At 43.2% G+C, this 21,552-nt stretch carries 23 protein-coding genes; 1 reads left to right on the top strand and 22 read right to left on the bottom strand.

The genetic code is table 11. The features are described 5' to 3' along the window. Nucleotides 1–14: 14 nt before the first annotated feature. The 16 genes from FS736_RS10890 to hepT all read right to left on the bottom strand — a co-directional run bounded on the left by FS736_RS10890 (nucleotide 15) and on the right by hepT (nucleotide 15,655). A complete protein-coding gene (locus FS736_RS10890) occupies nucleotides 15–773 on the bottom strand; it encodes a menaquinol-cytochrome c reductase cytochrome b/c subunit (protein WP_144476825.1) in 759 nt (252 codons plus the stop codon). Nucleotides 774–841: 68 nt separating this feature from the next. Continuing rightward, the gene (gene qcrB, locus FS736_RS10885; protein ID WP_102263395.1) at nucleotides 842–1,516 is read right to left on the bottom strand and encodes a menaquinol-cytochrome c reductase cytochrome b subunit; all 675 of its coding nucleotides are present in this window, start codon (nucleotides 1,514–1,516) and stop codon (nucleotides 842–844) included. Nucleotides 1,517–1,519: 3 nt separating this feature from the next. Next, nucleotides 1,520–2,026, bottom strand: a complete 507-nt coding sequence (locus FS736_RS10880; protein ID WP_144476822.1) for a ubiquinol-cytochrome c reductase iron-sulfur subunit — start codon at nucleotides 2,024–2,026, stop codon at nucleotides 1,520–1,522. 155 nt (nucleotides 2,027–2,181) lie between these two features. After that, on the bottom strand, nucleotides 2,182–2,637 hold the full coding sequence (locus tag FS736_RS10875) for a YpiF family protein (protein WP_144476819.1): 456 nt from the start codon (nucleotides 2,635–2,637) through the stop codon (nucleotides 2,182–2,184). 240 nt (nucleotides 2,638–2,877) lie between these two features. After that, nucleotides 2,878–3,432, bottom strand: a complete 555-nt coding sequence (locus FS736_RS10870) for a ReoY family proteolytic degradation factor (protein WP_144476816.1) — start codon at nucleotides 3,430–3,432, stop codon at nucleotides 2,878–2,880. Between the two features lie 39 nt (nucleotides 3,433–3,471). Beyond that, nucleotides 3,472–4,734, bottom strand: coding sequence for a tetratricopeptide repeat protein (locus FS736_RS10865; RefSeq protein ID WP_144476813.1), 1,263 nt, complete (start codon nucleotides 4,732–4,734; stop codon nucleotides 3,472–3,474). Between the two features lie 68 nt (nucleotides 4,735–4,802). After that, a complete protein-coding gene (locus FS736_RS10860; RefSeq protein WP_144476808.1) occupies nucleotides 4,803–5,708 on the bottom strand; it encodes a hypothetical protein in 906 nt (301 codons plus the stop codon). A 323-nt stretch (nucleotides 5,709–6,031) separates the two neighbouring features. After that, a complete protein-coding gene (gene aroA, locus FS736_RS10855) occupies nucleotides 6,032–7,324 on the bottom strand; it encodes a 3-phosphoshikimate 1-carboxyvinyltransferase (protein ID WP_144476806.1) in 1,293 nt (430 codons plus the stop codon). 17 nt (nucleotides 7,325–7,341) lie between these two features. Continuing rightward, nucleotides 7,342–8,448 carry a prephenate dehydrogenase gene (locus tag FS736_RS10850; protein WP_144476803.1) on the bottom strand — a complete coding sequence of 369 codons (1,107 nt, stop codon included), beginning with the start codon at nucleotides 8,446–8,448 and terminating at the stop codon, nucleotides 7,342–7,344. 13 nt (nucleotides 8,449–8,461) lie between these two features. Next, on the bottom strand, nucleotides 8,462–9,565 hold the full coding sequence (gene hisC / locus FS736_RS10845; RefSeq protein ID WP_144476800.1) for a histidinol-phosphate transaminase: 1,104 nt from the start codon (nucleotides 9,563–9,565) through the stop codon (nucleotides 8,462–8,464). A gap of 112 nt (nucleotides 9,566–9,677) precedes the next feature. Further along, nucleotides 9,678–10,034 carry a chorismate mutase gene (gene aroH / locus FS736_RS10840; protein ID WP_144476797.1) on the bottom strand — a complete coding sequence of 119 codons (357 nt, stop codon included), beginning with the start codon at nucleotides 10,032–10,034 and terminating at the stop codon, nucleotides 9,678–9,680. Next, nucleotides 10,027–11,121 carry a 3-dehydroquinate synthase gene (aroB, locus tag FS736_RS10835; RefSeq protein WP_144476794.1) on the bottom strand — a complete coding sequence of 365 codons (1,095 nt, stop codon included), beginning with the start codon at nucleotides 11,119–11,121 and terminating at the stop codon, nucleotides 10,027–10,029. Before aroB ends, aroH begins: the two co-directional genes overlap by 8 nt. Further along, complete coding sequence (gene aroC, locus FS736_RS10830) at nucleotides 11,122–12,294, bottom strand: chorismate synthase (RefSeq protein ID WP_144476791.1); 1,173 nt, start codon at nucleotides 12,292–12,294, stop codon at nucleotides 11,122–11,124. Nucleotides 12,295–12,521: 227 nt separating this feature from the next. Then, complete coding sequence (locus tag FS736_RS10825) at nucleotides 12,522–13,295, bottom strand: CheR family methyltransferase (protein WP_144476788.1); 774 nt, start codon at nucleotides 13,293–13,295, stop codon at nucleotides 12,522–12,524. Nucleotides 13,296–14,155: 860 nt separating this feature from the next. Further along, nucleotides 14,156–14,602 (bottom strand): nucleoside-diphosphate kinase, encoded by a 447-nt coding sequence (gene ndk, locus FS736_RS10820; RefSeq protein WP_144476785.1) that lies wholly within the window; start codon nucleotides 14,600–14,602, stop codon nucleotides 14,156–14,158. 90 nt (nucleotides 14,603–14,692) lie between these two features. Further along, nucleotides 14,693–15,655 (bottom strand): heptaprenyl diphosphate synthase component II, encoded by a 963-nt coding sequence (gene hepT / locus FS736_RS10815; protein ID WP_144476782.1) that lies wholly within the window; start codon nucleotides 15,653–15,655, stop codon nucleotides 14,693–14,695. Nucleotides 15,656–15,745: 90 nt separating this feature from the next. On the opposite strand from hepT, the gene FS736_RS25155 reads away from it, so the two are divergent. Next, a complete protein-coding gene (locus FS736_RS25155) occupies nucleotides 15,746–15,877 on the top strand; it encodes a hypothetical protein (protein WP_260983581.1) in 132 nt (43 codons plus the stop codon). A gap of 26 nt (nucleotides 15,878–15,903) precedes the next feature. Here FS736_RS25155 and FS736_RS10810 read toward each other — a convergent pair whose 3' ends face one another. The 6 genes from FS736_RS10810 to spoIVA form a co-directional block, all read right to left on the bottom strand. Beyond that, nucleotides 15,904–16,605 (bottom strand): demethylmenaquinone methyltransferase, encoded by a 702-nt coding sequence (locus tag FS736_RS10810; RefSeq protein WP_144476778.1) that lies wholly within the window; start codon nucleotides 16,603–16,605, stop codon nucleotides 15,904–15,906. A 4-nt stretch (nucleotides 16,606–16,609) separates the two neighbouring features. Further along, nucleotides 16,610–17,446, bottom strand: a complete 837-nt coding sequence (locus FS736_RS10805) for a heptaprenyl diphosphate synthase component 1 (RefSeq protein WP_144476775.1) — start codon at nucleotides 17,444–17,446, stop codon at nucleotides 16,610–16,612. 278 nt (nucleotides 17,447–17,724) lie between these two features. After that, nucleotides 17,725–17,958: a trp RNA-binding attenuation protein MtrB gene (gene mtrB / locus FS736_RS10800; RefSeq protein ID WP_144476772.1), complete on the bottom strand. Its 234-nt coding sequence runs from the start codon at nucleotides 17,956–17,958 to the stop codon at nucleotides 17,725–17,727. Nucleotides 17,959–18,131: 173 nt separating this feature from the next. Continuing rightward, nucleotides 18,132–18,698, bottom strand: a complete 567-nt coding sequence (gene folE / locus FS736_RS10795; RefSeq protein WP_144476769.1) for a GTP cyclohydrolase I FolE — start codon at nucleotides 18,696–18,698, stop codon at nucleotides 18,132–18,134. 190 nt (nucleotides 18,699–18,888) lie between these two features. Continuing rightward, entirely contained in the window at nucleotides 18,889–19,161 is a 273-nt protein-coding gene (locus FS736_RS10790; protein ID WP_079509561.1) for an HU family DNA-binding protein, read from the bottom strand. Nucleotides 19,162–19,960: 799 nt separating this feature from the next. Next, nucleotides 19,961–21,439: a stage IV sporulation protein A gene (spoIVA, locus tag FS736_RS10785; RefSeq protein ID WP_144476766.1), complete on the bottom strand. Its 1,479-nt coding sequence runs from the start codon at nucleotides 21,437–21,439 to the stop codon at nucleotides 19,961–19,963. Nucleotides 21,440–21,552: the final 113 nt, after the last annotated feature.

Below are 21,552 nucleotides of genomic sequence, written 5' to 3'. Positions count from 1 at the left end.
GGTTCCTTTCGTTATTATTCGCTTAGACCGTCGATGAACTCAGACAATGTCTTTAGTTCCTCGTCCGTTCCTTTGAAAACTGCAGGCATGTTACCTTTACCATTCTTTGCAACATCTGCGATTTCTTCAGCGTTCAATTTTGTTTCAAGCAGGCTCGGTGCTGCAGCACCGCCGGCAAGTTCCCCGCCATGGCAGGAAGTACATGTCTGTGCCTGGGCAATTTTGTATCCATCAGAATTCTTATCGATTTCCACATCCACAATCTGCCCCTGTTTCTCTGCAGCTTCCCAGTCATGGGTCGCAACTGATTCCCAAGTAAGGTAGAAAACAGAAGCGATTGCCAGCAGCATGAATCCTGTAGCAAGTGGACGCTTTGATGGACGGCGCTCAGGGCCGCGGTCAATAAATGGCGCCAGCAGTAATGCACCGAATGCAAGACCCGGGATTACCATAGCTCCAATTACAGTATATGGACCTGAAGCATAAGAATATTTCAGCAATTGATATAAGAATAAGAAATACCAGTCTGGCAATGGAATATAAGCCGTATCTGTAGGATCGGCAATCCTTTCAAGCGGAGACGGGTGAGCAATGGTCAAGCTCAAGTATCCGATTAAGAAAACAGCACCAACCATCCATTCTTTCAATAGGAAGTTAGGCCAAAACGCTTCCGTTTTGCCAGGGTATTCCGAGTAATCTTTCGGAATATTAGGCTTGCGTTCTGCAGGGACACGTGAGTCTCCTACGAACTTCATACCTTTACCACGATGCATCGAGCGATCCCCTCCTTTTTCCGTATAGTTGAACGAATCTCAATTCGCGCAACGTTTTCATTCAAATTTTACAATGGACCAGAAATACCTTGCTTACGAATCATCAGGAAGTGTGCTCCCATTAAGCCTAATAGTGCTGCAGGCAGGAAGAATACGTGAATCGCAAAGAATCGTGTCAAGGTTTGGGCACCAACGATTGTTGAATGTCCGGATAGCAGAATTTTAATGTATGGCCCAATCAATGGGACAGCTTCTGCAATCTGCAATGTAACCTTGGTTGCGAATAATGCTTTCATATCCCACGGAAGCAAGTATCCTGTCAAGCCAAGAGCCAACATTACGAAGAAAATCAGTACTCCGACAACCCAGTTCAATTCACGAGGTTTCTTATAAGCGCCCTGGAAGAACACACGAAGTGTATGTAAGAACATCATGACGATGACAAGGCTCGCACCCCAGTGATGCATTCCGCGGACAATTTGTCCAAACGCTACTTGATTTTGAAGGTAGTACACAGATTCCCAGGCATTCTTGATGTCCGGAACATAATACATTGTCAGGAACATACCGGAAAGAATCTGGATGACTGTGATGAAAAACGTCAGACCGCCAAAGCAGTACACGAACGCAGAAAAGTGATGCGCCGGGTTAACGTGCTCAGGTACCTCATGGTCTGCGATATCGCGCCACAAAGGCGTAATATCCAAACGCTCATCTACCCAATCGTAAATTTTGTTTAACAATGATTACGCCCCCTTTCGTGGTTGAGCTTTTCCTACATAAAGGAATCCATCTTTTTCTTTTGTCGGATACACATCCAAAGGTGCTAATGGCGGTGTACCAGGAACATTGGTTCCATCTTTTTCATAACGGCCATAGTGGCAAGGACAGAAGAACTGTTCAGGATGCTCCTTGTCTGTACCCCAGTCTACAACACATCCAAGGTGTTTACACACTGGCGACAAGGCAACGATTTCCCCGGCTTCATTTTTGAAAACCCAGGCTGTTCCTGTTTCTTCAGATTCATACCATGCATCTTTTTGTTTGAATTTAAAGTTGACTTTTTGCGGTTCAGTCTTGATTTCTGCGATCTTCAATGGAGTCGCGATGAAATCTCCCGTGTCTTCACCCTTCAGCACAGGATCGACGGCAAAGCGAACCATTGGCATCAGCATCCCCGCAGCCATGAAACCGCCTACACCTGTTAGAGTATAGTTTAAGAATTGACGTCTTGAAACACGATGCTTACTCACGTTATTCCCCCCTCTATTCCCAAGTTAAGTCCCCAACGGACATAATTTAAACACATTTTAAAACTAGGACATAACCATGATATATCAATCTCATTACAAAATCAATATAATACTATGTTGAAAACATTTTTCGCAGTGATAAAAATAACAGAGGGCTATTTTTCATCCCATTTCTCAGTGAACAAAGATAATAATTGCTTAACTTGATCATCCACGATCGCTACCTTTTGCTGGTCCTCCATCTGATCCATGGACAAGGACGGCATCCAAAGCACATTACCTTTAAGGTCTTTTTCTCGCTGCCTCCAGCGGCTGTCAGACGTAACATAAAAGATATGATTGAACTGCTTGTCCAATAGACTATTTTCCCAATTCTTCAAAGCGTCCAGGCTACCCTCATCTTCCTTTATGTACACAAAATCAGGCAAAAGGAAAATTCGCCCCCGAAACTGCTTTTCCAGCTGAGATGTAAGGATGCCTGTGAACTCAGCCATTGAAGCATTTTGTTTCATGTCCTCACCAAAAGAAACTGGCAAAAGCGGGACGATTGCCGTGTCAACGTACTCAGCAGCTTTTTGATACATTTCAACATCTGCTGCCACCCATTTCATAATACCAACTCCATCTTTCAATTAGGCTAGAATCGTAAACATAGATTTCCATCTTCTGCAATCATAACCCATTGTTTACATCCATTCTATAATATCATGATTAAATACTGTTTTCGAATCGTATGGGGCGTAAATTATTTTTACGGTCTAACCTTATAATCCAGGGAAAACCCATTCGTACTCAGACTGCCAACCACTTTGAAAACGGGCAAAATAAAAAGCCTGCTATTTTTTAGCAAGCTATAAAGAGTTGACTGCACCTAATTTTTTTAATTGCTCTGTAAGATGTTCGAAGGCTTCCTGGTCCTGGCTGTCCAGTGCCTGGTCAATCAGGGATAACAATTTGTCTTTCTGGAAATTGTGGATGCTTTCCTCCAGAAATCTTTCTGCCACCATTTTGTCGCTTTCGCTGATTTGGAGCTGTCCTGGCATATAAGGGTTTTCTTCCAGCACGGCCGCAAATTGATGGGCTTTGTTTGAAGCATGGAAATTCAGTTGGATGTAGATTTCTTCTTCCCTGTTCAAACGAATATCATGAAAAGACTTCTCAGCATCGGTCGTCATCACATTTTCCTTGAAGAACCGGAATGGAACTTCATCCACGCAATGTGTCGACATCACTAATCCCCTTGGGCAATGCTGGGCATTATCCACAAAGTGTACCTTTTCCATCAGCTGATCATGGCTCATCAAGTAGTTAAGGATCCAAACACATTCCCGCCTTTTCAGCTGATAATGGTTCAAAAACCAGCGGATAAAATCCTTTTTCTCGTTGACAGATACAGGGGTTGTCATTTTTGAATCCCTCCTCTGCATAACTTAAATTTTTTTCGGTTACTGATTTTCCGTCAAACGCTCCAGCATTTCACGGAATTCTTCATTGCCAGGTTCCTTTTCAACTAACATACTTAGAATTTCGGCGGCCTCGCCCATTTTTCCTTCTTCAATTAAAAAATATCCGTAGTCTGACAAAAATTCTTTGTTGTCTTTAAAGAAAGTATATGCTAGTTGGTATTTGTTTAATGCCTGTGAATAATCTTCAATATGCTGATATGCAATAGCTGCATCCCATAGGATTTGCGGTTCTTCTTCTTCATTATAGTCCGCCGCACCGATCAGCTCCAGAACATCCTCATATCGCTCCTGCTTCAACAGAAGTTTGTTCAGGACAAGAACTCCTTCCATGAATCCCGGGTCCAGCGCAATGGCCTCCCGTATCAATTTCTCGGCAGTATCCTCATCCGGAAGCTTAAGGGCAAGCTTCCCGCCGTAAAAGTATAGATCCTTGTTGTATTCATCCTGCTCAATGCCCTGTTTGACAGCTTCAAACGCTTCCTCCGCCATTTCTTCCCGTTCATAGGCTTTGGCAAGATAGAGATATAGTGAGTGATATTCAGGGTCGAGAGTCTTCAATTCCTCGAATTTTTCGATTGCTGTTTTATTATAGCCAGCCTGCAGTGCTGTAAAAGCATAACCGAATAAAGTATTGATTTCCAGCTTTTGTTCGAGGGCTATATCGTAAAAATGAAGCGCTTCTTCAAATGATCCACCAGCACTTAATGTTTCAGCCAGCCTCTGGTTGATGTTTACCCCGCCGATTTCTTCATGCACCTTAAGGACTGTTTCGTAATATTGAATCGCTTCCGCAAGTTTTCCCTGATGAGCGTAAAGTTCCCCAAGAGCAAAATCTATCACCGATTCATCCGGTAAAATTCTTTTAGCCTCGAGGAGTTTGTTTTCACTCACTTCATAGAGACCTTCCATTTGATATAAATCAGCCAACAGAAGAAGTGCCTGGGGGAAAGCAGGGTCGTCTTTGTCTACCTTTTCGAGAGTGAGCATAGCCTCTTCTTCTTTACCGAGTTCAATTCTTGTTTCTGCTAGCAGGACATGGAGTTCACCCTCTTCTGGGTAGTTTTTCAATAAACTTTCAATCAGAGTTTCCGTTTCTTCCATAAACCCAAAACGGAAAAGCTCCTCTGAAAGCAGGAATTTCTCTTCGTCATTGCCTTGTTCAAGAATTTCCCTATATGCAGACATAGCTTTCTCAAGCTGTCCATTTTCTATAAGACTGGTTATTTCATTTACTGCGACCATTGCTATCATCCTATCCTTAAAATTAGGCACTGTCCGTTTTTTTAGTCAGGCAGTACCTTAACGTCTAATTAGTAGTTATCAGTAAAAAATCCTGGTGTCTTGATTATAACATTCTCTCCCTTTCCTGGACGATAATAAACCTCATCTCCTGCACGAATGACTTTTCCTTTGTCCACAGTCACCACTAAATGCTTGGACTGAAAAAATAACCCCTGCTCATCACGATGTTTTGTTTCTGCACTAATATTATAAAGGTTATAGCTGACTTCCCCGCCACTGTGCAGATTCGATTTCCCCGGAAAAATACCGGTTTTTTTTAAAACCGATCTTGAAACAGGGCAGCCATCCTTCAATTCTTCGTATAAGGCTGGAACCTTCTCCTTTTTCATCAAATTGCTCCAGGCATGCAGCTGTTGCTGCTTCTCTTTTTTGTGGTGGCTTTCTGAAAATAACGGGATGATCGGACAGTTGTAGGGAAACAAGGCTTCCTTGATCCATCCCCATGGCATGGTCTCCAAGCTGCACATCTCATCGATTTCAAGAAAGATAGCCGGTATCTTCAACTTTTTGCACTTGCGGATGAATTGGGGTTTCAGCAACCTTACTGGAATGGAGATTCCAAGAACAAAGTCAATCGGACTGTCCAGCAAATCACTTTTTGCCTGCTTCAGCTTTTCTTCAAGCTGCCGTTCATATTCGACTCGGACAGGTGTGAAGATGACAGTGCTTCCCTTCATGATAAAGTTCTTCAAGTAATATTCTTTCCTGTCTTTAAAGGAACCTGCCAGAGGCAAATTGGAATCATAGAGGACATGTGTAGGGGTCATGATATATTTGTCCGCATCCATCTTCATATGCTGATGCCGATTGAGTCTCGAAGTCGTCGTTATAATCCGGTCACCTTCTACAAGCATGCTAGTATTAATCAGGGCCTGTCCCTTCATGAGGTGGATATTTTCTATAATGTATGCCATAAAACCACTCCTTTATCGGTCTTATGACAAACTATGCAAAAAATCCGGGAATATAACGGCTTGTATTCCTTTTACCTCTAATAAAAGTTGTTTTCGGAAAGATTGTTGTTAAAATCCTAAAGCCGATTTTAACGTGCTATAAAGCCATTTTGCTGTTCGTTTTTAAGTGTTCAAGCTCTTTTCTCATAACAAGCCTTAATTTTATGAATAAAACTAGATCATTCAATCCCATTTAGTAGTCAATAGCAACAAAGTTTGAGAAAAGAGCCTTAATAAATGAATGAGGGCCATCTTATTACTTGATGGCCCTCATTCCTGCTATTTTATTCTTGTACTAAGCTATACAAGTCATCGAAAAAACCAGGATAAGAAACGGCGACTGCCTCACTTTGTTCGAGGACGACGTCTTTTTGGCAAAGCAGAGCAGCGATTGACAGCATCATTCCGATTCGATGGTCCCCATAAGCAGAAACGGTTCCGCCGGCAAGGTTTTGCTGCCCGTAAATAATCATCCCATCCTCTGTTGCCTCGATATTCGCACCAAGCTTCTTTAATTCATTTACCACAGTATCAATTCGGTTTGTTTCCTTGACTTTCAATTCCCCTGCATCCTTGATTATCGTCTTGCCCTCGGCCTGTGTGGCAAGTAAAGCAATGACGGGTATTTCATCGATCAGACGGGGAATCAAGTCTCCTTCAACCGTTGCAGCATTTAGTTTTGAATATTTGATCCTAATATCTCCTGCAGGCTCAGCTGCCTCTTGATCATATGGTTCAATCTTGACATCTGCTCCCATTGCTTCAAGGACATCAATGATGCCCGTCCTTGTCGGATTAAGCCCAACATTCTTAAGTAGGATGTCACTCCCTGGCACTATAGCACCTGCCACCAGGAAAAAGGCAGCGGATGAGATGTCACCAGGAATATTTATATTAGCTGCTTTTAGTGTTTGGCCTCCGACTACCTTTACCGAATCTCCTGCACGTTCGACTTTGCCGCCAAACTGCGTAATCATTCGTTCTGTGTGATCCCTTGTCTTTACTGGTTCGACGATGACTGTGTCACCTTCGGCCTGCAGACCGGCAAGGAGAACAGCCGATTTCACCTGTGCGCTCGCAACAGGCAATTGATATGTAATGCCCGATAACTTCCCGCCTTTTACAATCAGCGGAGTGAACTCACCATTATTCTTTCCATCGATTCTTGCGCCCATTTTTGACAATGGAACAGTTACTCTGGTCATTGGCCTCCGTGCGATTGATTCGTCCCCTTCCAAACGGGACTCGAAAGGCAGTCCAGAAAGGATTCCCATCATCAGCCGGATGGTCGTTCCGGAATTGCCGACATCCAGCGTTTCTTCCGGTGGCTTTAAGCCCTTGATTCCGTTGCCTGAAACAGTAACCTCATTTCCATTCCTGTTAATCTCGACTCCGAGTTTTTGAAAGCAGGAAATCGTACTCAAACAATCTTCTCCGGGAAGGAAATTCTCGATTTGGGTGGTCCCTTCAGCAATGGAGCCAAACATGACTGCCCTATGTGAAATGGATTTATCTCCCGGTACTTTAATTTCACCCTCCAGGGAGGTTTTGTTTGTTTTAAGTGTTTTTGTAGACATAATTTTGCTCCTTCAATTTACTCTGCAACAGACATCTCGAATTCCGTGTGTTTCCCAATGCATTTCATTGCTTTTTCCCGATCTTCAGGTGTCTGAAAACTGATCACCAGCACTCCATATATATCCTCACGGGTTTCAATGATTCTGATATTCGTTATGCTGATTCTCTCAATTGCCAGGTACCCGGTTACTTCCGAAATCACACCTGGATAATCGGGAACATCCACAAACAAGTCATAAAAGCTTGGAATCGCTCCCTTATCCTTTACAGGAAGACCGTCACGATATTTTTTCGCAGATTCAAAGAAATCATAAATTTTGTCTTCATCCTTTGCGGACAATAACTCCTTTACCCGTTCCATCTCAGCCTGCCAGTCATTCAACAAAGAAACCAGGACATCGCGGTTTTGAAGCAAAATATCTCTCCACATCCTGGGGTTGCTGGAAGCTATTCGCGTGATATCCCTGAAGCCACCTGCTGCAAGGCGGTTTACAAGTGGTTTCTCTTTGTCCGCCCGCGCTGCCTGATGCACTAGCGAAGCAGCAATTATATGAGGAAAATGGCTGACAACACCAGTAAGATAATCGTGCTCTTCAGGAGAAACATCCAGAAACCTGGCTTTCGTACCTGAAAGCCAGGCTTTTAAACGATCGACTGTCTCATTCATGACGTTGCTGGCAGGAGTCAAAAGATAAAAAGCATTTTCAAATAATATTTTCTTGGCAGCTGCTACCCCGCTTTTATGGGAACCTGCCATTGGATGGCCACCAATGAACGAAACCCCTTTGTCGGAAAGGATGGATGCCTTTTGGGAGATATACCCCTTGGTGCTTCCTGTGTCTGTAATAATGACTTCCTTTTTCAGCGGCAAGGATGCCAAAGTCTCGATGATCCTCCCTGCAATCGTGACTGGAGTCGCTATGATGATCAAATCTGCCCCAGAAGCTTCTTCTTCAATGCCTCCTGCCGGTCTGTCAATTACACCAAGCATCTTGGCAAGGTTCATCTGGTTTTGGTCCAAATCGTAACCTACCAGTTCTGAATCCGGATGTTTTTCTTTAATACACATTCCCAGAGAGCCGCCAATCAACCCTAGCCCAATGATCAATACGCGGCCTTCCATAAAATCCACATCCTTATTTAGATATTGCGGTGTCCACATTCAGAAATTCTTTAATAATCCCAATTACACCTTCATTTTGTTCCTTTGAACCAACTGTGACCCTTATACTTGTAGGAAATCCAAGCGCTGTGCCTGAACGGACGATATATCCTCTTTCAAGCAGGAACTGAAACACTTCCTGGCCATCCCTGTTAAAATCAATCAAAATGAAATTTCCTTGTGATGGATAAAATTTTAATCCGGCATGATCACAAAAATCGTAAAACTGCTGTAACCCTTCTCTGTTTTCTCGCCTGCATTCTTCTATGAATTTCTGGTCTCCCAATGCAGCGATCGCGGCTGCCTGGGCCAATGTGTTGACATTAAATGGTTCCCTGGCCGGCTCCAGTGCCCTGATGGTATCCTCATGGGCAATGCCATATCCTACGCGGAAACTTGCCAAGCCATAGATTTTGGAGAATGTCCTTAGAATGATCAAGTTTTTATATTGCTGCAATAGGCGCATTGAATCATGGAAATCCTCAGCATCCACATATTCAAAATAAGCTTCATCAAGCACTACCAGCACATCTTCAGGAACCCGTGCCATAAATGCAGTAAGTTCTTCTTCTGTTATATGGATCCCTGTCGGATTGTTCGGCGAACATAACCAAACAACTGAAGTTTTCTCATCGATTGCAGCCGCCATACCATCCAGGTCATGTGCACCGTCCACTAAAGGGATCTCTGTAATTTCGCAGCCTTCTATTATTCCATTGTGTTTATACTGAGGAAAAGTCGGAGCAGCCATCACTGTTCTGGTTTGTGGTGAAAGCAGTGCTCTTGCAATCATCTGGATTATTTCATCAGAACCGTTGCCTAATATAATCTGCTCCTCTTTTACTTCTAAATACTCTGCAAGAGCTGTACGGAGTTCTGTAGCATAACCATCAGGATACACCGAAAATTTACCTGCATAGCCTGCAATTTCATTCCTCACTTTTTCTGAAGAACCAAATGGATTCTCGTTTGATGCCAGTTTCACGATTTCTGATAAACCATACTGTCTCTTAACTTCCCCGATTGATTTTCCTGGCTGGTACGGTTTAAGCTTTAAAAGCTGCTCTTTCCATCTCATCTTATCCACCTCAACTATCTGATTCTTTAATCCTCTATCTAATTAAAGCAATAAAGAGTATGTTTTTATCATACACTGTTTGACGGTGCAGAAAAAGTAAAAAAGGACAATTTTACAAATCCGGTCTCAGCCCAGCTGCTCCCTCAAGATATATGTGCCTGATTTCTTCCTGCTTCTTTTCAGTATTGAAATGGATCATCACCCTGATGCACATTGGAAGCGAGCCCGTGACGGATAACTCTTTCATGCACATGACCGGTACATAGGTCCAGCCTTCAAGGTTCCTTAATGCCTTTGCCGGGAAGACCGCATCGACATCATCAGTAGCAGAGATGAATATTGAGGCCACTTCACCCGGAGCAATCTTGTTGGAAGCGATCATTTCTTTTAAAAGCCTTTCAGCACCAAGAATAACTTCCCTTTCTTCATTGCTGCTTACCGTGATGGCTCCCCTTACTCCCCTAATCATCAAGCCCAACCTCCTCTTCGAATTTCTTCAGATATGTCATCAATGTTCTTTCATCTACTTCAATAAGCGCAGGTTTGCCGACCTCTTCCAAAAGAACATAACGAATGGTACCGCTCACTGATTTTTTATCCTGTTTCATTCTTTGGATCAACTGCCCTCTTTCCAGTCCTTTCGGAATGGACGTTTGATATCCAAGCTTTTTAAGCCAAAGCTTTAATTCATCCAAATTAAAATCAAGCCCAAGCAAATCCTTGCTTAATTCGAGGGCAAATAGCATACCAATCGCAACAGCCTCACCATGCGTGACATTTCCATAACCGGCCTCAGCTTCGATTGCATGGCCTAGCGTATGCCCGAAATTTAAAAATGCGCGAATCCCTTTCTCCCTTTCATCCTCTGCAACAAAGGAACCTTTGATAGAAATACCCTTTGTCAGGAATTCAAGCATTTGGGAATTGCTTATTGCATCCAGTGAATGGATTTGTTCCTTTAGCCATCTATAAAAAGTCTCATCACTAATCAGAGAATGCTTGATCACTTCAGCAAATCCTGAACGCACTTCATGTGCAGGGAGCGTCTTCAAGTAATCAAGGTCATAAATCACAGCGTCTGGCTGATGAAATGCACCGATCATATTCTTCCCTAACGGGTGGTTAACAGCCACTTTCCCTCCTACTGCACTGTCATGGGCTAGAATCGTGGTCGGTACTTGAATGAAACGAATCCCGCGCATATATGATGCAGCGACAAATCCCGCAAGGTCTCCTACTGCTCCTCCACCAAAGGAAATAATCAGCGACTTCCTGTCGAGTTTGTTTTCCAGTGCGTAAGAAAGACAATCATAATAAACATCAAATGTTTTAGCTTTCTCACCTGAAGGTACGATTTTTACGATGAGCTCGCTTAAACCGGCCGACTCCCGAAAAGAATCCAGATGGTGCTTTGCAACTGTTTCATCCGTTATGACCATGATTGATGTATAGCAATCTGCTGCCTTCTGGATGAAATCGTTCAAGAGATGGATCGCACCGCTCCCAATATAGACGGGATATAAGTTAGTACTTGTAACGATTTTCACCTGCTGCATTTAAAAATCCCTCGCAGTCCTTCTTTGTTCCTCGATGGTCGCTTTCAGCGTGTCAAAACGGTCTGCGTAAAATTGCTCAACCAGGGCAGAAGCAAGCTCCCACGCAATCACATTTTCAGCAACGACGGCAGCAGCCGGAACTGCGCAGGCATCGGATCGTTCTATACTAGCCGAAAAAGGTTCTTTAGTATCGATATCAACACTCATCAATGGCTTGTAAAGCGTCGGGATTGGTTTCATGACACCACGTACAACGACTGGCATTCCTGTCGTCATCCCGCCTTCAAGCCCACCAAGCCGGTTGGTTTTTCGGTAATAACCACGCTCTTCTTCCCAGGCAATTTCATCATGCACCTGGCTGCCAGGCTTCCTGGCTGCTTCAAAACCAATACCGATTTCGACCCCTTTAAATGCATTGATGCTCATAATCGCCGCGGCTAGCTTACCATCTAGCTTGCGGTCGTAATGGACATAACTGCCCACCCCGGCTGGCATTCCTTCAGCAATGACTTCAACGACACCGCCGATGGAGTCACCATTTTTCTTTGCCTCATCAATCGCTGCCATCATGTCTTTTCCGGCTTCGGTGTCGAAGCATCGAACTGGAGATTCCTCTGTTACCTCTCTAAGTTCATCCAGTGAGGAAAAGTCCTGCTTCATTGCTTTTACTCCGCCAATTTCTACAACATGTGCAACTAGCTCAATCCCTAACAGCGATAGCAGTTTTTTAGCCGCTGCACCCGCTGCGACTCTTACCGTCGTTTCCCTTGCAGATGAACGCTCAAGGACATTCCTCATATCGCGATGTCCATACTTGATTGCTCCATTTAAATCAGCATGACCGGGACGCGGTCTGGAAATCTTTCTTTTCACTTCTTCGGATGAATGATCATCCAGCGGTTCCTGGCCCATAATGCCGGTCCAATGCTTCCAGTCATTATTTTCAACCACCAGTGCGATTGGTGAGCCAAGAGTTTGACCATGCCTGATTCCTGCAGTAATCTGGACCTGGTCCTTTTCAATCTGCATCCTTCTGCCGCGGCCGTAACCCTTTTGCCTGCGCGCAAGCTCATTGTTTATATCTTCTGCTACCAGCGGCATTCCTGCTGGCATTCCTTCAATTATGGTTGTTAGCTGCGGTCCATGTGATTCACCCGCTGTTAAATATCTCATATACTTTCCCCCTTCAACTCGCTAAAGGATTTGTTTTACTATATCACACAGTTTCCAATAAATAAATTAAAAATTTCGAAATATGTATGATTCCTTTTAAAGAATGAAGCCATTTTATCATGAACCCTTCAGTCTCGCAAAAAAACCATCATGTATTATTGTCTGCAGACATCAGGTGATTTTATTTTACAAATAACAAAAGGAGCACGGTCACCCGGCTCCTCCTGTTATTTCTTCCTGTAAAAGAAAGTCTCCGCTGTCTCAAAATCGTATGTACTAGGATTAAAGATCTGTTCTGTGCTGCCCACAAATAAAATGCCGCCCTGCCTTAACGCCGAGCTGAATTTATGGTAGATGCTTTCCTTTGCATCTTCGGTAAAATAAATCAGGACATTCCGGCAGACAATCAGATCGAACGGACCCTCATAGCGGTCGGCGAGCAGGTTCTGTTTTTTAAAGGTAACAGTCCTCTTGATTTCATCAGCTACCGTATAATATGGCCCTTCCTTCTTGAAGAACTTGTTAACCATATCCTTTGGCGCTTCATTCAGCGCCCTTTCTGAATAAACACCAAGCCTTGCCTTTGCCAATACGTTTTCGTCGATATCCGTCGCATGAATCTGAATCCGGGATAGTGGTATATGCTTTGAAAGCACCATTGATAGAGTATATGGCTCTTCTCCGGTCGAGCAGGCGGCACTCCAAATTTTCGGATTAGGATTTTTGCTCAATAATTCAGGAAGGATTGTCTGATCCAGGACCTCCCACCTTTTTGCGTTTCTGTAAAACTCGGAAACATTGATGGTCATGCGATCGAGAAATTCATTCAATAGCTGCCGATCTTTGTCGAGCCCTTGATAAAAATCCTGGAAAGATGAAAAGCCTTTCTTTTGATAGAGTGAAGTCAGCCTTCTCTTCATCTGGGCTTCTTTATAGAGAGAAAGGTTGATACCTGTCTTCTCGTAGATTTTCGATATAAAGATTTCATAGTCTTGCTGCATCAGTTTGCTCCTTATCGGTACTAGAAAAATCTGGACAATCTCATTATAGCGGAAATCTTTGAGATAGGTGCACTATTTTTTGCTATCCCTATTTAGCACAAATTCCCTTTCTTAATTCAGTTAGATACAAGGAGCTTTGTGCATGAAACCCAATTATGGCTATTGTTGAGCCGAACTAATAGTTTTTTTGGAGATACAGTGATCCAATAAGGGTTATTGTTGACCTGGTGTTACAATTTATGGATAATCAATGCTCCAATCAAGGCTGTTGGAGATAGCATATTACAGTTTCTGGATAATCAGGGCTCCAATAAGGGCTATTGGTGACTCGATATTACAGTTTTTGGATAATTAAAGCTCCAATAAGGGGTATTGGAGACACGGTATTACAATTTCTGGATAATCAATGCTCCAATCAAGGCTATTAGAGACATGATATTACAATTTCTGGATAATCAATGCTCCAATCAAGGCTATTAGAGACACGATATTACAATTTATGGATAATCAGGGCTCCAATCAAGGCTATTGGTGACATGTTATTACAGTTTCTGGTAAACAATTGCTCCAATCAAGGCTATTGGGACATGATATTACAGTTTCTGGATAACCAGTGCTCCAATAAGGGCTATTGGTACCCCGATATTACAGTTTTTGCAAAACAAGTGCCCCAATAAGGGCGGTAGGTTACTTTATATTACATTTTTTAGAAAATAACTGCTCCAATGAAGTCTATCGGTGCCTCGAACCCCGTTGGGTCCACAATGATGCCAATCGATAATCCGAAAGCAGTACACCGATGCAGTAGAATGACGCAAATAAAAAAGACACTTGCTATAAGCAAGTGTCCAGGGGTTATATTAGTAAACCCACTCGTTGATTAATTTGCTGTATTCAGCCAACTCTTCCTGTTTGAAGAATAGTCCGATTTCACGCTCTGCGCTTTCTGGTGAGTCTGAACCGTGAATGACGTTCTTTCCTACAGTAACGCCGAAATCTCCGCGGATCGTTCCAGGAGCTGCATCTTTAGGGTTTGTAGCACCCATCATCTGGCGTGCAGTTGTGATTACATTTTCACCTTGCCAAACCATTGCGAATACTGGACCAGAAGTAATGAAATCTACCAATTCGCCGAAGAATGGACGCTCTTTGTGTTCGCCATAATGCTCTTCAGCAAGTTCTCTTGGGATGTTCATAAGCTTTGCGCCAACTAGCTGGAAGCCTTTCTTTTCAAAACGTGCTACAACTTCGCCGATCAGGTTGCGCTGCACGCCATCAGGCTTGACCATCAAATAAGTCTTTTCCATGAGTTCCACTCCTATTTCACTATGTATGTGAACCGCTTACAAAAGCAATCCTTAGAAATAGTATCATTTTTTTGAAAAATTCGCAACTTGCTAATACTTGCGTTTCCCAATAAATTTGGCGATGTCGCGCAATGACTTCTTTGCTCTGTTTGGCGGAAGTTCCTCAAGGATGGCGAGTGCTTTATCCAGATACCGGTCACTGATTTCAAGAGACTTTTCAATCGCGCCAGATTCCTGGACCAGCTTCAGGACTTCCTCCAGGTCTGCCCTTTCCATTCCTTCATGGACTGTCCGGACCCTGCTGTTGATGTACTCATCCTGCATAGCATACAGGACTGGCAAGGTGATGTTACCCTGGAGCAGGTCCCCGCCAGCGGGCTTTCCAAGCTCCTTTTCTGTTCCTGTGAAATCAAGCACATCATCCGTAATCTGGAAGGACATCCCGACATAGTAGCCGAATTTATACAATTTGTGATGCTCCTCTTTCGGGACTCCTGCCACAACAGCACCAAGCTGGCAGCTGGCAGCAATCAAAAGAGCTGTCTTCCGCTTAATCCTGAGCAGATAATTGCGCAGGTTTTGGTCGAAATTATATTTATCTTTTATTTGTTCAATTTCACCAATACTTAATTCGACAATGGTATCTGAGAGAATCTGGTGCGCTGCCGGATTTTTAATTTCGGTCATAAGCTCCAGCGCCCTCGCAAATATGTAATCCCCTGTATACATGGCAATCCTGTTATCCCATTTTGCCTTGATCGTCGGCTGCCCTCTTCGCAATTCGGCATCATCAATCACATCATCGTGTACCAGTGATGCCATGTGGATGAGTTCAAGAGAGACCGCGACATCCTTGATGACATTGATATCATAATCACCGAATTTCGCACCGAGAAGCACAAAAACAGGCCTTATCCGTTTCCCTCCTGCTTTAAGCAAGTGCAGGCTTGCCTGTCTAAGCAGATGGGAATCTGCCTGGATTGATTCTTCCAGTTCTCTTTCTATTAACGTCAAATCAGAATTCAAATATGTATATAACAGCTTCATCTTCATTATTATCCACCCAGCTTTTGCATTCTCGATCTCCATTGTTGCGACTTTCTCATCCTCATGGCTTCATTGCACAATTAGGAGGTTTCTTTTATGCGGGCAATTAATGCCCAGGCAAATAGTTTCATTTTTAATCTCAACAGAATTACATCCGGCCCTGTTCTATTCTGGATAAATAGAGTGACCTTAAATGAAAACAGGCTGACCTTCCTTGCCGAGCGATGAGAAAAGGGCAGCCAGAATCTATTGGATTATTTACGGCCTATATGCACAGCAGCAACTCCGCCGCTGTATGGTTTGTATTCGACGTTTACGAAACCGGCTTCCGTGAACATCTTGGCCAGCTCTTTCATTCCTGGGAAATCCTTAGCAGATTCCTGCAGCCATGAATATTCATCGTAACTTTTCGCAAACAATTTTCCGAACATTGGCATGATAAACCTGAAGTATAATCGGTATGCTTGTTTAAATCCCGGCATGGTAGGCTGGGAAGTTTCCAGGCATACTGCCATACCGCCAGGCTTAAGAACTCTGTGCATTTCCCGCAGTACCTGATTGTAATCAGGGACATTCCTCAATCCGAACCCAATCGTGACATAGTCAAAGCTATTGTCATCGAATGGGAGCTCCATGGCGTTCCCATGGATCAGGTTTGCCTGGTCCATGTGGCGCGATTGTATTTTTTCTTCACCTATTTTCAGCATGTTTTTGCTGAAATCAAGACCTGTCACTTTGCCATCCTTGCCAACAGCTTCCGCAAGGGCAATCGTCCAGTCAGCCGTACCACAGCACACATCAAGGGCAGCAGCCCCTTTTTGGACATTCATCTTCTTCATTGTGTCATTGCGCCATTTAATATGCTGCTGAAAGCTGATGACAGAGTTCATTTGATCGTAATTTTCATAGATTTTTTCAAAGACTCCATGAACACGTTCTTCTTTCGATTGCTGCATTGCATTACCCTTCTTCCGCGAATTTTTTAGACATGGTCTGATACTGCCCGGCGGTCAGGTCTAACCGTTCCAGCAGCAAGCTGTTCATCCCAGAAAGCTTTTTCGAAGCTGTTTTTATCTTTGTCATTGAAAATTCCATGTATCTTGTACAGATCGACAAAAGGTATTTTTGCTGCTCAGCAGAAAGTTCAGCAGCCTTTTGATCCATTTTTGGGAGTGCGATCTTCTTCAGCGCATTGAATAGCAGAGAATGCCCTGTATTCATGTAAATTGCTTCTTCAGAAAGCAGCCTTTTGACGAAAAGCCAGTTTGAAGCGAATTCATACCATTCTGCCGCATGATAATGGTCAGCAACCTTGCCCAGGAGAGAAGATTCGATCAGTTTTAAGCTTTCCATCAATTGATCGATTGCTACAGGATCTTTCTGATACAAGGATATTTTATGCTCATTCACTTCTTTTACACCAGATGCCAATTGTTTGATCATATCAGTATCTTCAAGGTCCGCAAGCAGCTTGTAATACAGACCGCTGTAATATATCCCGGCAAGAACCGTCAATTGGCGCTGCTTATGGCTTTCATCCCCTTCACCTGGCAGGGAGTTGCGAACATGCTCATGGGTATCAAGGGCGATTTGCAGGAGCATGGTGGTCAGGGTGTAACTGGTTGCTCTCTCCTGGTTGCCTTCTTGCTGTTCAAGCAATGAAGTAAGCAGCAAGAGTCGATCATCATCAATAAAAGGAGATTCTACATGCTTCTGCAAGTAAGGATGTGAAAGTTTTTCTATAAGAAGCTCCCTGATGCCGTCTAATTTGTTTTGTAAATCTAGCAAATGAATCACCCTTGTTCCCCTTATTTATTGGATTGCCGGCAGCGGGCATAACTTGGTTTTAGTCAAGAATAGATACTTGTCATTCAGGCCTGGAGAGCCCATTTTTAAAAATAGAATATTTTAAGACAGGCATAAAAAAAACGCCTGATCAATCTATACCGAACATTCCAAAGCAGTGACAATTATATCACAAAAGATAAAAACATGGGCGTGATAATATAAATTAAACACTATTTGCTACAAATTGAGCATGATTTTGTAACAAAATAGTTGTTTTTTGAACCGCTTTACTTTTTCTCGCTCTCTATTTCGCCAAAAGGTGTGACAATCTTGGCGTGACCTCTGATTTTAATAGCTGAAGTGTGTTCTGTGAACTGGGCGATCATGACTTCACCCTGATCGAGCTTTTCTGAATGGTGGAAACGAGTGTCTGTCCCTCTTGTAAGCCCAATCACATTCACGCCATCCTCAATCGCTTTGATTATGACATAATCGGTGTTTAAGGTTTGTTTCTTATCCATTATTATCCCCCTTCCCCAAAAAGAATATGACGAGACTTGCATTTCAAAATCAAGTATCAAATTTCAGTTCATATAAAACAAAAGGCTAAAAGAGTTTCTTTCAGCCTTCGAAATCTTTTCATGAGTTCTTGCCATCATCGATACGGAGATAGATTATGATTAAGACTAATATATCAGTCTTTGATTAAAGAGAGAATTTCAGCACGAGCATTTACATCCTCAGCCAGTGTACCTCTCACAGCAGAGGTAACTGTTTTAGAGCCAGGTTTTTTGACTCCTCTCATCGTCATGCACATATGTTCAGCTTCAACCACAACCATGACACCATGCGGATCAAGCTTTTCCATAATCGCATTCGCAATTGTCGACGTGATTCTCTCCTGCAGCTGCGGCCGTTTAGCTACCGCTTCAACTGCCCTTGCAAGCTTGCTGAGACCGGTAACTTTTCCGCCTCTTGGAATATATGCGACATGAGCCTTGCCGAAGAAAGGAACAAGATGGTGCTCACACATAGAATAGAATGGGATATCCTTGACCAGGACTAACTCCTCATGGTCTTCACCAAAAATGGTTTCGAAATATTCTTTTGGATCCTGGTTAAGGCCTGAAAAAACTTCCTCATACATCCTCGCAACCCGCTTTGGAGTATCGAGCAACCCTTCCCTGTTAGGATCTTCACCGACTGCTTCTAATATTAAACGTACCGCTTCTTCGATTTGGGCACGATTGACGTTTGACATCTGCGTTTCCTCCTATGGTCCATCAATCTCATTATAATCTTGTATAGTCTTCCAACTATTTGATTATAATATTTTCATCTTAGCATAACCAAATCAAAGCAGGCAAAGCTAAATGTTTCACCCCATAGAAAAAGGCCGCGAACGGGTCGCGGCCTTGGGGTTTAGCATACGCTCAGTGCGCCGTATGTAATTATTTCACTGCATCCTTAAGCGCTTTGCCTGGTTTGAAAGCAGGCACCTTGCTTGCAGAGATTTCGATTTCATCACCAGTTTGTGGGTTGCGTCCTTTACGGGCAGCGCGCTCACGAACTTCGAAGTTACCAAAACCGATTAACTGTACTTTGTCCCCATCTTTTAATGCATTTAAGATTGAATCAAAAACAGCGTCAACTGCTTTTGTTGCGTCTTTCTTTGAAAGCTCACCAGCTTCTGCAACTGCATTGATAAGTTCTGTTTTGTTCATGCCATTCACCTCCTCCCAAAGAGATCCCATTGCTCAGAAATTAAGCATCTTACTACATTTCTAAACAAAACATATGAATTCTATACGTTGCTGGAAGATTTTATTTATCATTTGTTGATAAATTCATCCAAAATCGCTTGAACCCCTATTACATAAGGGTTTTTAAGCAACAACGCTAATTCTGTTAAAAGATTATCATAATGTTTTCCTCTTATCAAGATAATTTCAAGAAATAATGGGAATCTTTTCTTCTTTGAAACATATTTGTAATAAGTTAACCCTCTTTCCTTACCCTTGTCAGAGGGGTTTAAACATAAAATAATATATTTATCCCTTACTTGCCAGTTTTTTTGCTTGTTCCAGGAAATTTTTATTATATTAGAAGATTAATTTACCTTACCTGAAAAATCGCCTGATTTCTTTAAAAAACAAGAATCTGTTAAACAGGCTTTTGATTTTCGTTCCAGGCGCTTCGCTTTCCGTTGGAAGAATATGAAAATTACCAACTGCCGTCTTTTTCATGAGCAATTCTTCCTTGGGGCTGGCGCTTAGCCTTCCTCGCCGATTCGTTCCTGCGGGGTGCAAATGATTCCTCACGTGAATCATTTCACCTAGGTCTCACCTGACCAGCTGCGCCCGCAGGACATTGATTTAACTACCTTGAACCTGCCCACACACGAAGGAAATTCGTTAGCATTTTCGAGGAATCTACGCGCCTTACACTACATCACCAGGGTTTAAAAATCAACATTTAGCTTCCCAGAGCAAAAAACAAAAAGACTCCCAAAAAGGAGTCAAATTAAAGTATGATTGCGATCAGTCCACCAGAACCTTCATTGATGATTCTTTCCAGTGTCTCTTTTAATTTATATCGGGCATTTTCCGGCATCAAGCTTAATTTAGCCGAAATGCCTTCTCTCACAATCGAGCTCAGGCTTCTGCCAAAGATGTCGGAGTTCCAGATCGACAGCGGATCATCCTCGAAATCCTGCATCAAGTAGCGGACAAGCTCTTCGCTTTGCTTCTCAGTGCCAATGATTGGCGAGAATTCGGACTCTACATCCACTTTAATCATATGGATGGAAGGAGCTACAGCCCTTAATCTGACTCCGAAACGAGAACCCTGGCGGATGATTTCCGGCTCTTCCAGGCTCATGTCCGTCAGTGAAGGAGATGCGATCCCGTATCCTGTCTGCTTAACCATTTTAAGTGCATCTGAAATTTGGTCGAACTCCGCTTTTGCGTATGCAAATTCCTGCATCAGCTCCAGCAAGTGGTCCTTGCCGCGAATCTCCACGCCAACGATTTCTTTGAGGATTTCATCATAAAGATCATCAGGTGCATAAAGATCGATTTCAGCTACACCCTGGCCCATTTCAATACCTGCCAGGCCGGCTCGGTCAATGTATTCAAAATCACTGAATTGATGGACAACCCTGTCAACATCACGAAGTCTTTTAATATCCTTCACTGTCTCTTTGACAGCTTCCTGGTAGCTCTCACGCAGCCAGTGATTCTCCCGGAGAACCATCACCCAGCTTGGCAGGTTGACGTTTACTTCCAGTACCGGGAATTCGTATAAAGCTTCCCTCATGACGCTTAAAACATCTGATTCACGCATGCTTTCCACGCTCATAGCCAGCACTGGGATATCGTATTTATCTGCCAATTGTGCACGCAACGTTTCTGTATTCGGATGATACGGCTGCGCACTGTTCACCACCATGATGAATGGTTTGCCGACTTCCTTCAGTTCTTCGATTACTCTTTCTTCTGCTTCAATGTAATCTTGCCTTGGGATCTCCCCAATTGTCCCATCCGTCGTAATGACGACGCCAAGTGTTGAATGCTCCTGAATAACCTTCCTGGTTCCAATTTCAGCTGCTTCATGGAAAGGGATCGGCTCTTCATACCAAGGTGTATTGATCATCCTTGGCCCATTCTCATCTTCATATCCCTTTGCTCCAGGAACTGTATAGCCGACACAATCTACCAGCCTGATATTCACATCCAGCCCTTCATCCACATGCACGGATGCTGCCTGGTTAGGCACGAATTTAGGTTCGGTCGTCATAATCGTTTTACCTGCTGCACTTTGCGGCAGCTCATCAAGCGCTCTGGCTCTGTCAGCCTCATTATTGATATTAGGTAAAACCACCAGCTCCATAAATTTTTTGATAAACGTGGATTTTCCAGTGCGGACCGCACCTACAACCCCCAGGTAAATATCGCCGCCAGTCCTCTCGGCGATATCCTTAAAAATATCTACCTTTTCCAAGTGATCCCCTCCCGATCATAGAGTTAGTGGGAATAAATTCATCCAAATTTGTAATCTGGGACAGTATATATCTATGATGTTGTCCTATATCGATATGACAATTTTTTATTTTT

Origin of the sequence: Cytobacillus oceanisediminis 2691 (genome assembly GCF_007678455.1) — a bacterium.
Taxonomy (GTDB): Bacteria; Bacillota; Bacilli; order Bacillales; family Cytobacillaceae; genus Mesobacillus; species Mesobacillus oceanisediminis_A.
The sequence above is the reverse complement of the archived record's forward strand: the minus strand, read 5'-3'. Positions and strand labels throughout refer to the sequence as shown.